Annotated in this window: 15 protein-coding genes and 1 tRNA gene; 13 read left to right on the forward strand and 3 right to left on the reverse strand. The window is 37.6% G+C overall.

Annotated elements, in window-relative coordinates:
* Nucleotides 1–42 precede the first annotated feature (42 nt).
* Nucleotides 43–140 (forward strand) — tRNA-Sec (locus tag HPSH112_RS08465).
* 15 nt (nucleotides 141–155) lie between these two features.
* Here HPSH112_RS08465 and HPSH112_RS02165 read toward each other — a convergent pair.
* The 3 genes from HPSH112_RS02165 to panB all read right to left on the reverse strand — a co-directional run bounded on the left by HPSH112_RS02165 (nucleotide 156) and on the right by panB (nucleotide 4,257).
* On the reverse strand, nucleotides 156–2,270 hold the full coding sequence (locus HPSH112_RS02165) for a DNA cytosine methyltransferase (protein WP_000958896.1): 2,115 nt from the start codon (nucleotides 2,268–2,270) through the stop codon (nucleotides 156–158).
* Between the two features lie 157 nt (nucleotides 2,271–2,427).
* Nucleotides 2,428–3,444 (reverse strand): Holliday junction branch migration DNA helicase RuvB, encoded by a 1,017-nt coding sequence (gene ruvB / locus HPSH112_RS08470; RefSeq protein ID WP_000664453.1) that lies wholly within the window; start codon nucleotides 3,442–3,444, stop codon nucleotides 2,428–2,430.
* A complete protein-coding gene (gene panB, locus HPSH112_RS08475; RefSeq protein WP_000062663.1) occupies nucleotides 3,445–4,257 on the reverse strand; it encodes a 3-methyl-2-oxobutanoate hydroxymethyltransferase in 813 nt (270 codons plus the stop codon).
* Between the two features lie 148 nt (nucleotides 4,258–4,405).
* On the opposite strand from panB, the gene HPSH112_RS02180 reads away from it, so the two are divergent.
* From HPSH112_RS02180 to HPSH112_RS02235, 12 genes are read left to right on the forward strand one after another with little or no spacing between them, the layout of a single operon-like run.
* Nucleotides 4,406–5,128, forward strand: a complete 723-nt coding sequence (locus HPSH112_RS02180) for a hypothetical protein (RefSeq protein ID WP_000523345.1) — start codon at nucleotides 4,406–4,408, stop codon at nucleotides 5,126–5,128.
* Nucleotides 5,118–5,972: an outer membrane beta-barrel protein gene (locus tag HPSH112_RS02185; protein ID WP_014662208.1), complete on the forward strand. Its 855-nt coding sequence runs from the start codon at nucleotides 5,118–5,120 to the stop codon at nucleotides 5,970–5,972. The genes HPSH112_RS02180 and HPSH112_RS02185 overlap by 11 nt, the downstream gene beginning before the upstream one ends.
* Before the next feature lie 8 nt (nucleotides 5,973–5,980).
* Nucleotides 5,981–6,925, forward strand: a complete 945-nt coding sequence (locus HPSH112_RS02190) for an outer membrane beta-barrel protein (protein ID WP_000911212.1) — start codon at nucleotides 5,981–5,983, stop codon at nucleotides 6,923–6,925.
* Nucleotides 6,926–6,934: 9 nt separating this feature from the next.
* Nucleotides 6,935–8,257, forward strand: coding sequence for a M23 family metallopeptidase (locus HPSH112_RS02195; RefSeq protein ID WP_000423073.1), 1,323 nt, complete (start codon nucleotides 6,935–6,937; stop codon nucleotides 8,255–8,257).
* Nucleotides 8,258–8,259: 2 nt separating this feature from the next.
* Nucleotides 8,260–8,847, forward strand: a complete 588-nt coding sequence (minC, locus tag HPSH112_RS02200; protein ID WP_000921039.1) for a septum site-determining protein MinC — start codon at nucleotides 8,260–8,262, stop codon at nucleotides 8,845–8,847.
* The gene (gene lpxC / locus HPSH112_RS02205) at nucleotides 8,844–9,731 is read left to right on the forward strand and encodes a UDP-3-O-acyl-N-acetylglucosamine deacetylase (RefSeq protein ID WP_000815187.1); all 888 of its coding nucleotides are present in this window, start codon (nucleotides 8,844–8,846) and stop codon (nucleotides 9,729–9,731) included. Before minC ends, lpxC begins: the two co-directional genes overlap by 4 nt.
* Before the next feature lie 21 nt (nucleotides 9,732–9,752).
* Entirely contained in the window at nucleotides 9,753–10,226 is a 474-nt protein-coding gene (locus HPSH112_RS02210) for a tRNA threonylcarbamoyladenosine biosynthesis protein TsaB (protein ID WP_000418021.1), read from the forward strand.
* A gap of 54 nt (nucleotides 10,227–10,280) precedes the next feature.
* Nucleotides 10,281–11,162, forward strand: a complete 882-nt coding sequence (thrB, locus tag HPSH112_RS02215; RefSeq protein WP_000261717.1) for a homoserine kinase — start codon at nucleotides 10,281–10,283, stop codon at nucleotides 11,160–11,162.
* Nucleotides 11,149–11,403 (forward strand): DUF448 domain-containing protein, encoded by a 255-nt coding sequence (locus HPSH112_RS02220; RefSeq protein WP_001232496.1) that lies wholly within the window; start codon nucleotides 11,149–11,151, stop codon nucleotides 11,401–11,403. Before thrB ends, HPSH112_RS02220 begins: the two co-directional genes overlap by 14 nt.
* Nucleotides 11,400–14,255, forward strand: a complete 2,856-nt coding sequence (gene infB, locus HPSH112_RS02225; RefSeq protein WP_001293398.1) for a translation initiation factor IF-2 — start codon at nucleotides 11,400–11,402, stop codon at nucleotides 14,253–14,255. Before HPSH112_RS02220 ends, infB begins: the two co-directional genes overlap by 4 nt.
* Nucleotides 14,255–14,590, forward strand: a complete 336-nt coding sequence (rbfA, locus tag HPSH112_RS02230; RefSeq protein WP_000991174.1) for a 30S ribosome-binding factor RbfA — start codon at nucleotides 14,255–14,257, stop codon at nucleotides 14,588–14,590. The genes infB and rbfA overlap by 1 nt, the downstream gene beginning before the upstream one ends.
* Nucleotides 14,583–15,023 carry a ribosome maturation factor RimP gene (locus HPSH112_RS02235; protein WP_000162229.1) on the forward strand — a complete coding sequence of 147 codons (441 nt, stop codon included), beginning with the start codon at nucleotides 14,583–14,585 and terminating at the stop codon, nucleotides 15,021–15,023. Before rbfA ends, HPSH112_RS02235 begins: the two co-directional genes overlap by 8 nt.
* The last annotated feature ends 28 nt before the right edge of the window (nucleotides 15,024–15,051 follow it).

Below are 15,051 nucleotides of genomic sequence, written 5' to 3' on the forward strand. Positions count from 1 at the left end.
TTTTATGCTAGAATGCCACTAGTTATTCTTAACTTGCTTTATGGAGAGTAAGCGTATCTGGTGTATGCCTTGGGCTTCAAACCCACAGAGTGCCTAGATGTCTAGGTGCTGAGAAGTTCGATTCTTCTACTCTCTCGCCAATTCTTATTTTATTTTTAGTTTATTTTTGAATCAATAATATTATTCCATGCAAGTTTATGCTCTTCATTGATTTCTGTATTTTGCGAGATATTTTTAAGATAATTATTTATAAAATGTTCCGTGTTTTTAATCAGTCTCAAGTAATATTTTAAGGTATCATAAATTCCATTAACAATTACTTGACAACCATGTTCATGCTCAATTTTATCTATAATCTTTTGTAATTCTGTTTTGTTTTGAATGGGCAAAGTGCTTAAAATGTAGTATCGCTTAATAGGTGTTTGAGCAATTTTTTTATAAGCGTCTTGTAGCATAATACTATCTATAGCGATATTAAATTTAATTTCTATAACTTCAAATAATTGTTTTTGTTCATCTAAAATTACAATGTCTCCAGCATTGCCACTACTTCTATCGCAACTATAATGAGAATCTAAAGGCTTTAAGCTTTTATTAGTAAAACGCCCTAGCTCTAAGATTAAACATTCATATATGCTAAACAAAGCCACTACAGGCAATATAGAAGCCCCCCTACTTTTATAAGCGTAGTTAAAATGTTTTTGTAGTGTATTGATGATAAAATCTATGCTATAGCTAGATTCTTTTATGATAGGCTTAACAAGAATAATAGCCTTTCTCGTTTTTTCTCTAATGCTTAAATAAAATAGAGCTTTTAAGTATGGTGTAGATAAGTTTGGATTTTTTTCTACATCATCTAAAATTTCTAAAAACGCTTTTTTAATAGAAACGCTTGAAATTTTTCCTGGATAATCTATGGTATAGGGTAAATTTTGTTCTAAACTTCTTGTAAGCCACCCACTTTCTTTCATAGCCCCTAGAAATTGCTTTTGCTTTAAAAAAGGCGTGATAAATTTGGTATCAAAACTTCTACCACTATATCCATTTTTCATATTTGCTTGATGAAACCTAATATCTTGCTCATGGTAGTTGCTTTTATAAACTAAGCTTGTGATTAAAACCGTATAAACACCCTTAAAAGTTTCTTCTTTTTCAACAATCATTTGAGCTTTTTGGAGTTGTGTTTTGCTTAAATTCAAGCTGTCTAAATTTTTTAAGCTCACACATTCTTTATAAATTTTTTCTAAAAATTCTAAAATTTTATTTTGCATATTATTTTCCTTAAGGGGTTGTTTGTAAAATTGATTTAATACTTCTTTCATGATAGCCTTAATCATAGGAACACACACGCTATTGCCTATGCGTTCATAAAGCTGTGAGTTTGTGCCTATTTTTTTGAAATCTTTAGGAAACCCCATAAAAGAAAAACATTCATTTAGAGTTAATTTTCTTACTAAATTATCCGTATAAATGAAATAACGACCACTTTGCTCTTGACTAGCAATGGTGGGGTGTATACCCTTCACATGATAAATCCTATTAGGCTGTTTATGAACTCTGCTTAAATGTTCTGTATTTTCTCTTGTACCTTTAGTGCGGATTTTTTTATTACGATAGCCACAAAAAATAAGTCCTGAATTTTGCCTCTTAAGTAACTGGTTATCCAATAGAGTGTATTCATAAGGTTCTAAAATCTCAAAATGACCACTCTTATCTAAAAAATTTTGCATGTCAGTAATAGGATTTGTTTTAATAGGATTAAAGTCAAAGACTTGAGAGCCTAAATATCCTACAATGATAATTCTTTCTCTATTTTGTGGGACTGAAAAATTTTTAGCGTTTAAAATTTGATAACTCACGCTATAACCTAAATTACTAAGGGCTTGTAACATTACAAATAGCGTGTTGCCCTTATTGTGTTTTAAGAGATTTTTTACATTTTCTAAGATAAAAATCTTTGGTTTCTTATTTTTTAAAATCCTACAAATATCAAAAAATAATGTTCCCCTTGTTGTATCTTCAAAGCCTTTTTGCTTACCACATACTGAAAATGCTTGACAAGGAAATCCAGCACATAAAATATCAAAATTTGGCATAGTGTTTGGATTTAAAAGAGTAATATCACAAGTGGAGTCATCATCAAAATTTGCTTGATACATGGCTATGGCATGGGGATTGTTTTCTGCACTAAAAACACATTTTAACCCTAAAGAATCTAAAGCAAGTCTAAAACCACCGATACCTGCAAATAAATCTGCATAAGTTAGCAAAATAAGTATTTCCTATAAAAATTTTGATTTCGTAGTGAATACTATAACAAAAATGCTATAAAAATCAATATTTCTGCAATAAATATATGAGCTTGGTTTGAACACACCTACGATTTTTGTGGATTAAAAGTTTTCATAGAAAATTCATATTGCCAAACTAAAATAGACTTGCTGGAGTAGGGGTGGTTGTAGGGATTTTTAAAAGCGCATGGGTTTTAGGCGTGGCGATTCTGCCTTTAGCGGTGCGCTCTAAATAACCATTAGCGAGTAAAAAAGGCTCAATCACATCTTCAATCGTGCCTTCATCTTCTCTCATAGATGCTGCAATCGTGTTCAAACCCACCGGTCGTCCTTGAGCGTTAGCCAACAAAGACAAATACGCCAAATCCGCTTCATCAAAGCCTAATTCATTCACGCCTAATTCATTCAAAGCATGCAAAGTGATGTTTAAATCCATCAAGCTTGAATTTTTGACTAACGCAAAATCGCGCACCCTTTTTAAAAGCCTTAAAGCAATCCTTGGCGTGCCTCTACTCCTTTTAGCGATTTCATCAGCGCTTTCTTCTTTGATGTCTTGGTTGAGTTTGGCGGCGGCTTTTTTGATAATAAGAGCCAGTTCGCTAGGGTTATAAAATTGCATTCTAAAGCTCATGCCAAATCTGTCTCTTAAGGGGTTAGAGAGCATTCCGGCTCTGGTGGTAGCGCCGATGAGGGTGAAAGGGGGTAAATCAATTTTAATGGTTTGAGCCGCCGGGCCTGAGCCTATGATAATATCCAACCTGAAATCTTCCATAGCCGGGTATAAAACCTCTTCAATCGCTGGGCTAAGCCGGTGGATTTCATCAATAAAAAGAATGTCTTTAGCTTGCAAATTCGTCAAAATGGCGGCCAAATCACCGCTTTTTTCTATCATGGGAGCGGCGGTGATTTTGAGATTGGTTTCCATTTCTTTAGCGATGATATGGCTTATTGAAGTTTTACCCAAACCGGGCGGGCCAAAAAAGAGCATGTGATCCAAACTTTCTTGGCGTTTTTTAGCCGCGCAAATAGAAACTTGCAAATTGCTTTTAATCTTTTCTTGACCGATATAATCTTCCCAAAGATTAGGGCGCAAACTCGCTTCTTGAGAAGTTTCAAAATCCAAAGTTTCTAAATTGACTATCCGTTCTTTCATTTAATGATAACTTTCTAATTCGTTAGGGAAGTTTCCCTTTTTCACATCATCAGCGTATTGTTTGATAGCGTTTTGAACCAATTCTTTCCCCTTAAGGTATTCTCGCACGAATTTAGGCTTAAAACTATCAAAAAAGCCTAACATATCGCTCCACACTAAAATCTGCCCGTCGCAATCTTTACCGCTCCCTATGCCGATCGTGGGGATTTTGATTGTTTGCGTGATTTTTTGAGCGATAGGGGTGGTTATACCCTCTAAAACCAATAAACCCGCACCGGCTTCTTCTAAACTCAAGGCGTCTTCTAAAAGTTTTTTTTGTTGCTCTTCATTTTTGCCCTTAATCTTATAACCTCCATCAAGACGCACGAATTGGGGCATTAAGCCGATGTGTCCTACCACGATAACGCCCTCATCAGTGAGCGTTTTAACCAGTTTCGCTTTTTCTTTCCCTCCCTCCAGTTTGATCGCGCTCGCTTGGGTTTCTTTATAAACTCTAATGGCGTTTTTTAGGGCTGTTTTTTCATCTTTATAGCTTCCAAAGGGCATGTCTGTGATGATAAAAGGAATTTTAGCACCCGCGCACACGGCTTTGGTGTGATAGAGCATCATTCCCACACTCGCATTTAAAGTGTCGTTTTGATTGAAAAAACTCATATTCAAACTATCGCCCACTAAAATCACATCCACTAGCGGATCAAATATTTGAGCGAATAGCGCATCATAAGCGGTGATAGCGATGATTTTTTCTTGATTTTTTTTAGCTTGGAGGTGGTTGAGAGTGATTTTTTTAATTGGGGCGGTTTGCATGCTCATTGAAAAATCCTAAGTGTTAAATATAGTGGCATTGTAGCATGACTTTATTGGGGTGGGTAAAATTTCACTCAATTTTAACCGGTCATTTTAATTATTTTAGTATAATTGGAAAAAACTTTTAACAAACAATTCAAGGGATTTAGCGATTTTGGGTCTTAAAAAATATGTTATTTTATGGTTTTTAATGGGGTTTTATTCGGGATTGAACGCGCTTGATTATGACACCTTGGACCCAAAATACTACAAGTATATCAAGTATTATAAAGCCTATGAAGATAAAGAAGTTGAAGAATTGATCAAAGACTTAAAAAGGGCGAACGCTAAAAGCGGGCTTATTTTAGGGATCAATACCGGGTTTTTTTACAACCATGAAATCATGGTTAGAACTAATAGCTCTAGCATCACGGGGAATATTTTAAATTATTTGTTCGCTTATGGCTTGCGTTTTGGCTATCAAACTTTCAGGCCGTCGTTTTTTGCGCGCTTGGTCAAGCCAAATATCATTGGCAGGCGCATTTATATCCAATATTATGGAGGAGCTCCTAAAAAAGCGGGCTTTGGGAGCGTGGGGTTTCAATCGGTTATGCTGAATGGGGATTTTTTATTGGACATTCCCTTACCTTTTGTGGGAAAATACCTTTATATGGGGGGTTATATGGGTTTAGGTTTAGGGGTTGTAGCGCATGGGGTGAATTATACGGCGGAATGGGGGATGTCTTTTAACGCAGGATTGGCTCTAACGGTATTAGAAAAAAACCGCATTGAACTTGAATTTAAAATTTTAAATAATTTCCCTTTTTTGCAATCTAATTCTTCAAAAGAGACTTGGTGGGGAGCTATAGCAAGCATTGGGTATCAATATGTGTTCTAAAAAAATAAAAAATCTCATTTTATGCTTTGGTTTTATTTTAGGCTTGAATGCTGAAGAAAATACGGCTCAAGAGAATATGACTGAAGAAAATACCCCTAAAGACGCTCCCGTTCTTTTGGAAGAAAAACGCACCCAAACGCTAGAGTTTGAAGAAAACAAGGAAGCTAAAAAAAAGATTGATGAAAAAAGCCTGCTTGAAGAAATCCATAAGAAAAAACGCCAGCTTTACATGCTCAAAGGGGAATTGCATGAAAAAAATGAATCCATCTTATTCCAACAAATGGCTAAAAATAAGAGCGGTTTTTTTATAGGCGTAATTCTTGGCGATATAGGCATTAACGCTCATCCTAACGCTCGATCTTATGAGAGCTTTGAACCTTCAAGCAATATTCAAGCTTCTCCTTTGTTGTATGGCTTAAGGAGCGGGTATCAAAAGTATTTTGCTAACGGGATTAGCGCCTTACGCTTTTATGGGGAATATTTAGGGGGGGCGATGAAAGGGTTTAAAAGCGATTCTTTAGCTTCTTATCAAACCGCAAGCTTGAATATTGATCTGTTGATGGATAAGCCTATTGACAAAGAAAAAAGGTTTGCGTTAGGGATATTTGGAGGCGTTGGAGTGGGGTGGAATGGGATGTATCAAAATTTAAAAGAGATTAAAGGGTATTCACAGCCTAACGCTTTTGGGTTAGTGTTAAATTTAGGGGTGAGCATGACGCTTAACCTCAAACACCGCTTTGAATTAGCCTTAAAAATGCCTCCCTTAAAAGAAGCTTCGCAAACCTTTTTATATTATTTTAAAAGCACTAATATTTATTATATTAGTTACAACTATTTATTGTAAAGGCTAAAATGTTGAAATTTAAATATTGTTTGATTTATATCGCGCTCATACTGGGACTTCAAGCGACAGATTATGACAATTTAGAAGAAGAAAACCAACAATTAGACGAAAAAATAAACCATTTAAAGCAACAGCTCACCGAAAAAGGGGTTTCGCCCAAAGAGATAAATAAGGATAAGTTTGAAGAAGAATATATTGATCGATCTTATCCTAAAATTTCTTCCAAGAAAAAAGAGAAATTGCTCAAATCTTTTTCCATAGCCGATGATAAGAGTGGGGTTTTTTTAGGGGGTGGGTATGCTTATGGGGAACTTAACTTGTCTTATCAAGGGGAAATGTTAGACAGATATGGTACGAATGCCCCTAGCGCGTTTAAAAACAATATCAGCTTAAACGCTCCTGTTTCTATGATTAGCACTAAATTCGGGTATCAAAAATACTTTGTGCCTTATTTTGGGACACGATTTTATGGGGATTTATTGCTTGGGGGTGGGGTGTTAAAAGAGAATGCGCTCAAGCAACCTGTAGGCTCGTTTATTTATGTTTTAGGGGCTATGAATACGGATTTGTTGTTTGATATGCCTTTAGATTTTAAAACTAAAAAGCATTTTTTAGGCGTTTATGCGGGTTTTGGGATAGGGCTTATGCTCTATCAAGACAAGCCTAATCAAAACGGGAGGAATTTGGTAGTGGGGGGCTATTCAAGCCCTAATTTTTTATGGAAATCTTTGATTGAAGTGGATTACACTTTTAATGTGGGCGTGAGTTTAACGCTTTATAGGAAACACCGCTTAGAGATTGGCACAAAATTACCGATTAGCTATTTGAGAATGGGAGTGGAAGAGGGAGCGGTTTATCAAAATAAAGAAGATGATGAGCGTTTGTTGGTTTCGGCTAACAACCAGTTCAAGCGATCCAGTTTTTTATTAGTGAATTATGCGTTTATTTTTTAAGGCTTGATCTTGGAGTTAAGGTTTAAAATTTTAGCGATAGTCGTTTTAATTTTAGTGGGTTATTTGATTTTTAACGCTTTAATCACAAAACCCAAAGCTTTAAGTTTTAGTTTAAATAGCAAAGAGGGTGCGCTTAATAGCAATGATGAAGCGCTTTTTTGGGATTTAAAAAAACCCATTAAGATTAAAATAGTAGCCCCAAAGGGCATCAAACGCTATGAATTGAAAGTAACCACACAAGATGATTTGATCTTATACGAAAAAGAAAATCTGGTGTTGGATAAACCCAAATCTTTAGAAGTGCCTTTGATCAAGCCTGAAATCATGGGGCTAGAAGACAAGTGCCTTTTGTATGAAATTCAAGCTAATGATTGGAGTTATGCTAATTTTTTCAATGGCAATAAAGCGTCTTTCAAACAAGAAGTGTGCGTTGATACGATAAAACCCTCAATTACTATTTTATCTCGATCCCCAAGCATCGCTTATGGAGGGAGCGCGATAGTCGTTTTTGAAGCTTTGGATAAGAATTTATCTCAAGCGTTTGTACGCGTCAAAAAGAAGGATTTTGAAGCTTTCAGGCTTTTAGAATTCAAACAGCGTAATGTTTTTATCGCTCTAGTGCCTTGGTCTTATAAAAATAAGGATTTTAAGGCGTTCATTGTCGCTAAAGATAAAGCCTATAACTCTAATACCATCCCAATATTATTCAAGCGAAAAACCCATCGTTTGAGGGAAAAAGATATAGACTTAAGTGCTTTAAAAGATAAGATTGCAAAGCAAGAAAAATCCCAAAACCACACTGAACAAACTTTGTTAGAAAGATTTTCCAACGCGCGCCCAAAAGATTTAGAAAAAATCCACAAGATCGTTTTAGAGCAAGGGGATTTTTATAAGGATTTTTCTCATTTTCAAGCGCTAAAACCCTTGAATGGGCCTTTTAAAATGGCAAGCAATTTTTTAGAAAATCGGCGTATCTTAAGGGATAATCAGGTGTTGTTCCAATTCTTGCATTTAGGGGTGGATTTGATACCTGGCAAGGATTTATCTTTAGCGTTTGATTCATCTGTGAAGAGGGTTTTTAAGGGGGAGTTAGATTTTTATGGTAATAGTTTGATCAATTGTTATGGGCTGGGTTTGTGCGTTTTTTTAGCCCATTTAAAAGATGATGAAAGCGTGGGGAGTAGTGGTTTGAAATTAGGGAGCGGGTTGCATTTAGGGACGCTTTTGCAAGGGGTTTTTGTCCGGCCTAATGAATGGCTTAATGAGCAATGGATAAAAACCAATATCATCGCCCCCATAGAGCAAGCCAAGTGGCTTTTAATGAAAGGATAGTCATGTTAAAAACGAATCAAAAAAATGTGCATGCGTTTGAAATTGAAAAGCAAGAGCCTGAAGCGGTCATAGGATTTTTAGAAAAAAACCATGCCCTTTTGCAGTATTTTCTTATTATATTTAAATATGATATTGAACCAGAAGTCAAAGCCATTTTGCGCAAACACCAGCTTTTGTTTTTAGAAACGAATCGCCCTTTAAACGGGCGTCATATCAAAACCATGTCTATAAAAGAAGAAACCAACCATCCAGCACCCAATCATTCTAAAACAGAACCTAAAACAACGATTTATGAGCGCCATATCAGGAGTGGGGAAGAGATTTATAGCGCTAACCACCTTATTTTTTTGGGTAATATCCACAATGGAGCCAAGATTATTTCAGAAGGCTGTGTGTCGGTTTATGGGGTTTGTGAAGGGGCGATTGTGTGCTTTGGAGAGTGTTTGATTTTGAAAGAAGTCAAGAGCGTTCAAATCGTTTTTCAAAATAAAATTTTATCTCTAAAAGAGATTGAACGGCTTTTGGTAAATAAAAATATTAAAATAATCACTAAAAATGACGATATACTAGACATAAAGGAAGTATTATGAAACAAACAACCATTAACCACTCTGTGGAATTAGTAGGGATAGGCTTGCACAAGGGCGTTCCTGTGAAGCTTGTTTTAGAGCCTTTAGAAGAAAATCAAGGCATTGTTTTTTACCGCTCTGATTTGGGCGTGAAGCTCCCCTTAAAACCTGAAAACATCGTGGATACCAAAATGGCAACCGTGTTGGGTAAGGATAATGCTAGAATTTCTACGATCGAGCATTTGCTTTCAGCTGTCCATGCGTATGGCATTGACAACCTTAAGATCTCTGTGGATAACGAAGAAATCCCTATCATGGATGGGAGTGCTTTGGCTTATTGCATGCTTTTAGATGAAGCAGGGATTAAAGAACTAGACGCTCCTAAAAAGGTGATGGAAATCAAGCAAGCTATTGAGGTTAGAGAGGGCGATAAGTTTGTTAAAATTGAGCCAGACAGCCAGCTTTCTTTGAATTTTGCGATTGATTTTAACCATCCGGTTATCGCTAAGCAAGCCCACCATTTCGTTTTTAGTAAAACCGCTTATAAAGAGCAAGTCGCTAAAGCTCGCACCTTTGGGTTTTTGCAAGAAGTGAATTACTTGCGATCCATTGGTTTGGCTAAAGGGGGGAGTTTGAATAATTGCATCGTCCTAGATGAAAACAGCATTTTGAATAAAGAGGGTTTGAGGTGCGAAAAGGAATTTGTGTGCCACAAGATTTTAGACGCTATGGGGGATCTAATGGTTTTAGGCATGCCTGTGATGGGCAAATACACTTCTTTTTCAGGGAGTCATAAGCTCAATTCCATGTTGGTTAAAGCCATTTTGGCGGACGCTAAAAATTACGAAGTTTTGATCGCTACAGATCCGGCTAAAGAATTTGCGTTGCAAAAGGCTTTCGCTTAATCCTGAATTAGGGTTTATTTTTTGGAATTGGATTTAGTGCTTGTCTCTTTAGGCGAGAAGGTCTTGCTTGGGGTGTATCAAAACAATTTTTTATGCGCTTCTTACACTTCTAAAGCAAAAACAAGCGAAGCTTTAGTGGAAGTTTTTTCGCAATTATTTGAAGATTTTAAAAACCCTACTTTACCGGCGATTAAAGGGGTTTATTACGCTAAAGGGCCAGGGAGTTTCACTAGCCTAAAGCTCACGCATGTTTTCTTACACACTTTGGCTTTAATCCATGACTTTGAACTCTATTCCACCACAGGCTTTGATTTTAACGGCAACACGCCCATTTTAGCGTATGCCAATAAATACTTTGTTTCAAAAGAAATGGAAAGCTTGAGCGATTTTAAAGATTTGAAAATCGCACCAAAAGATTTCATGCTGCCCCCCTTTTTAGAGAAAGACAAATTCACCCAATTGAACACGCCGTTTTACATTTTGCCTCCTATTTAGTGTATAATGCTGGTTTTAAAAAATGAAAGGGTATCAACAATAGGGGTTTAAAATTTGGTAGTGAGTGTTCCTGCAACAAGTGCGAATTTAGGCCCCGGTTTTGATTGCTTGGGTTTGAGCTTGAATTTACGCAATCGTTTTTTTATTGAGCCTAGCAGTTTTCATGCGGTGAAATTGGTTGGGGAGGGTGAAGGGATCCCTAAGTTTTTAACCAACAATATTTTCACTAAAGTGTTTTATGAGATTTTAAAAAAGCATGGGAATGACGGCTCATTTAAATTTTTATTGCATAATAAAGTCCCTATTACAAGGGGCATGGGGTCTAGCTCGGCGATGATTGTGGGGGCGGTCGCTTCAGCGTTTGCGTTTTTAGGGTTTGCTTTTGATAGAGAAAACATTGTCAATACCGCTTTAATTTATGAAAACCACCCGGATAATATCACCCCGGCGGTGTTTGGGGGGTATAATGCAGCGTTTGTGGAAAAAAAGAAAGTGATAAGTTTGAAAACCACAATCCCTTCTTTTTTAAAAGCGGTGATGGTGATCCCTAATAGGGCCATTTCTACCAAGCAATCGCGCCATCTCTTGCCCAAGCGTTACAGCGTGCAAGAAAGCGTGTTTAACCTTTCGCATGCGAGCTTGATGACGATGGCGATTGTGCAGGGGAAGTGGGATTTATTGCGTTGTTGTTCTAAAGACAGGATGCATCAATACAAGCGCATGCAAACTTATCCCGTGTTGTTCGCGATCCAAAAGCTCGCTTTAGAAAATAACGCCTTAATGAGCACGCTTTCAGGGAGCGGTTCGTCGTTTTTTAACATGTGTTATGAAGAGGACGCCCCTAAATTAAAGCAGGTTTTGAGCAAGAAATTCCCTAAATTTAGGGTAGCGGTTTTAGATTTTGATAATGATGGAGTCCTTGTTGAGAAAGACTGAAATTAAAATCCGCATGTGTGTGGCGTGCAGAATGCGCCAACCTCAAAAGGATTTGTTGCGTTTGAAAAGCTTTGAAAATCAGATCATGGAATTTGATGGCAAAGGCCGTAGTTTTTATGTGTGTGAAAATTGTTTGAAAAATGGAGAAAAAAAGTTGTTGAAAGCGGTTTCAAAAATAAAGAACGCCCCAAAAGATACCAAAAATATCATTACTTGGATTAAGGAGAGAAGCATAGCATGAGCGAGATGGTTGATTTAAAAAAATTTTTAACCGAGCTTGGTAAAACCCAAAAAGAGCTTAAAAATGTGATCGAGCAAGCCAAAGACATTGGTTTAGAGCTTAAGACAAATTCTAAAATGACCCCAGAGCAAGCAGGCAAGCTATACAAATACATTGTGGATGGCATTAAAGAACAAATACAAGCCAATAAACCCACTAAAAATCCTGAACAAGACAATAAAGATGATTTGAATATAACCGCTACGCCCAAACCCCTTAACAAAAAGGTTTCCAAAACGCCTAAAAAAGAAGAAACAAAAAGCCAGCCAAAGCCCAAAAAAACTAAAGAAAAGAAAAAAGAAGCTCCTGTGCCCATTGCCAAAAAAAAAGGAGGGATAGAGATTGTCAATACTTTTGAAGACCAAACGCTAGAAAACACCCCTAAAGTGGTTAGCCACTCTCAAATAGAAAAAGCCAAGCAAAAGCTCCAAGAAATCCAAAAAAGCCGAGAAGCCTTAAGCAAGCTCACTCAAAGCAACGCTAACAGTGCCAATAACGCTAATAATGTTAATAACGCTAATAATGTTAATAACGCTAAAAAAGAAATCAGCGAAGTTAAAAAGCAAGAGCAAGAGATCAAACGCCATGAAAACATTAAAAGGCGCACCGGTTTTAGGGTGATTAAACGCAACGATGAAACAGAAAATGAAACTGAAAACAGCGTAGCTGAAAGCAAAAGACCCACTCAAAGCGCGGCGGCTATTTTTGAAGACATTAAAAAAGAATGGCAAGAAAAAGACAAACAAGAGGCCAAAAAAGCCAAAAAACCAAGTAAGCCCAAAGCCACCCCCACAGCCAAAAACAACAAATCCCATAAAATTGATTTTAGCGATGCGAGGGATTTTAAGGGCAATGATATTTATGATGATGAAACCGATGAAATCTTATTGTTTGATTTGCATGAACAAGATAATTTCAATAAGGAAGAAGAAGAAAAAGAAATCCGCCAAAATATCAACGACAGGGTGCGCGTCCAAAGAAAAAACCCTTGGATGAATGAAAGCGGGATCAAGCGACAATCCAAGAAAAAGCACGCATTCCGTAACGATAACAGCCAAAAAGTGATCCAAAGCGCGATTTCAATCCCTGAAGAAGTGCGCGTTTATGAATTCGCGCAAAAAGCGAATTTGAATCTGGCTGATGTGATTAAAACCCTCTTTAATTTAGGGCTTATGGTAACTAAAAACGACTTTTTGGATAAGGATAGCATAGAAATTTTAGCCGAAGAGTTCCATTTAGAAATTTCTGTTCAAAACACTTTAGAAGAATTTGAAGTAGAAGAAGTGCTAGAGGGGGTGAAAAAAGAGCGCCCGCCTGTGGTTACTATCATGGGGCATGTTGATCATGGTAAAACTTCACTATTAGATAAAATCCGTGATAAAAGAGTCGCTCACACGGAAGCTGGGGGGATCACTCAACACATTGGCGCTTACATGGTAGAAAAGAATGATAAGTGGGTGTCTTTCATTGACACCCCAGGGCATGAAGCCTTTAGCCAGATGCGTAATCGTGGGGCTCAAGTTACAGATATTGCAGTGATTGTGATAGCGGCTGATGATGGGGTGAAGCAACAGACTATTGAAGCTTTAGAGCATGCAAAGGCCGCTAATGTGCCTGTGATTTTTGCGATGAATAAAATGGATAAGCCTAATGTGAATCCGGACAAACTCAAAGCCGAATGCGCTGAGCTTGGCTATAACCCTGTGGATTGGGGCGGAGAGTATGAATTTATCCCTGTTTCGGCTAAAACGGGCGATGGCATTGACAATTTGTTAGAAACCATTCTTATCCAAGCGGATATTATGGAATTAAAAGCCATAGAAGAGGGCAGCGCTAGAGCGGTTGTTTTAGAAGGAAGCGTGGAAAAAGGGCGTGGGGCAGTAGCCACTGTGATTGTCCAAAGCGGGACTTTGAGCGTGGGGGATAGTTTTTTTGCCGAAACAGCGTTTGGTAAAGTAAGAACGATGACTGATGATCAAGGCAAGAGCATTCAAAATTTAAAACCCTCTATGGTGGCTCTCATCACAGGCTTAAGCGAAGTGCCGCCTGCGGGATCTGTTTTAATAGGGGTAGAAAACGATTCTATCGCGCGCTTGCAAGCTCAAAAGAGGGCGACTTATTTACGCCAAAAAGCCTTGAGTAAAAGCACTAAAGTGTCTTTTGATGAGCTTTCAGAAATGGTCGCTAATAAGGAATTGAAAAACATTCCTGTAGTCATTAAAGCGGATACGCAAGGAAGCTTAGAAGCCATCAAAAACAGCTTGTTAGAGCTTAATAACGAAGAAGTAGCGATTCAAGTGATCCACTCAGGGGTGGGGGGCATTACTGAGAATGATTTGAGCCTGGTTTCTAGCAGTGATCATGCGGTGATTTTAGGCTTTAATATCCGCCCCACCGGTAATGTGAAAAATAAGGCTAAAGAATACAATGTGAGCATTAAAACTTACACGGTGATTTATGCCTTGATTGAAGAAATGCGATCGCTGTTATTAGGCTTGATGAGTCCTATTATTGAAGAAGAGCATACCGGGCAAGCGGAAGTGAGAGAAACCTTTAATATCCCTAAAGTTGGCACGATAGCTGGGTGTGTGGTGAGCGATGGGGTGATCGCTCGTGGCATTAAGGCGCGTTTGATTAGGGATGGCGTGGTGATTCATACCGGCGAAATCCTTTCTTTGAAACGCTTTAAAGATGATGTGAAAGAAGTTTCTAAGGGCTATGAGTGCGGGATCATGCTGGACAATTATAATGAGATTAAAGTGGGCGATGTGTTTGAAACCTATAAAGAAATCCATAAAAAAAGAACCCTCTAATGAACGCTCATAAAGAACGCTTAGAATCCAATCTTTTAGAATTATTGCAAGAGGCTTTAGCGAGCTTGAACGACAGCGAGTTGAATTCTTTAAGCGTTACTAAAGTGGAATGCTCTAAAGGGAAGCACCACGCTTTTGTGTTTGTGCTTTCACAAGATCATAAAATCCTTTCCAAATTAAAAAAAGCTGAGGGCTTGATCAGGCAGTTTGTTTTGCAGGCGAGCGGGTGGTTTAAATGCCCAAAACTCAGTTTTGTTTTAGATAACAGCTTAGAAAAGCAGCTCCGCCTAGACGCCATATTTAATGAAATCGCTAAAGGGAAAGATAATGACTAAAAAAATAGAAGAGAAAATAGAGGGCGTGATTGAAAGTTTGGGTTATTTGCTTTATGATGTGAGTTTGATTAAAGAAAATGAGCAGCATGTTTTAAGGGTGAGCCTTAAAAACCCTAACGGAGCGGTTAGTTTGGATATTTGCCAGCAAGTGAGCGAGATCATTTCGCCCTTATTAGATGTGTGCGATTTTATTCAAGACGCTTATATTTTGGAAGTGAGCTCCATGGGGTTAGAAAGAACGCTTAAAACCCCCAAACACTTCAAGCTTTCTTTAGGCGAAAAAGTGGGAGTCAAACTCACAAATAAAGAAAGCTTCCAAGCTGTCCTTAAAGACGCTAACGATTTGAGCGCGGATTTTGAATTAGAAGATCACGCTATCAAAAGCGTGGAGTATAAAGATTTAAAGAAAGTTAAAACGCTTTTTGAGTGGTGAAATAACGCAAAGCGGTAGCGTTCTTACA

The sequence above is a fragment of the Helicobacter pylori Shi112 genome, assembly GCF_000277405.1.
GTDB classification, from domain to species: Bacteria; Campylobacterota; Campylobacteria; order Campylobacterales; family Helicobacteraceae; genus Helicobacter; species Helicobacter pylori_C.

Excerpts from the sequence above, each read along its gene's own strand:
- infB (WP_001293398.1), top strand. The coding sequence starts at position 11,400 with ATGAGCGAGATGGTTGATTTAAAAAAATTTTTAACCGAGCTTGGTAAA.
- rbfA (WP_000991174.1), top strand. The coding sequence starts at position 14,255 with ATGAACGCTCATAAAGAACGCTTAGAATCCAATCTTTTAGAATTATTG.
- HPSH112_RS02190 (WP_000911212.1), top strand. The coding sequence starts at position 5,981 with ATGTTGAAATTTAAATATTGTTTGATTTATATCGCGCTCATACTGGGA.
- panB (WP_000062663.1), bottom strand. The coding sequence starts at position 4,257 with ATGAGCATGCAAACCGCCCCAATTAAAAAAATCACTCTCAACCACCTC.
- HPSH112_RS02235 (WP_000162229.1), top strand. The coding sequence starts at position 14,583 with ATGACTAAAAAAATAGAAGAGAAAATAGAGGGCGTGATTGAAAGTTTG.
- minC (WP_000921039.1), top strand. The coding sequence starts at position 8,260 with ATGTTAAAAACGAATCAAAAAAATGTGCATGCGTTTGAAATTGAAAAG.
- ruvB (WP_000664453.1), bottom strand. The coding sequence starts at position 3,444 with ATGAAAGAACGGATAGTCAATTTAGAAACTTTGGATTTTGAAACTTCT.
- HPSH112_RS02185 (WP_014662208.1), top strand. The coding sequence starts at position 5,118 with ATGTGTTCTAAAAAAATAAAAAATCTCATTTTATGCTTTGGTTTTATT.
- lpxC (WP_000815187.1), top strand. The coding sequence starts at position 8,844 with ATGAAACAAACAACCATTAACCACTCTGTGGAATTAGTAGGGATAGGC.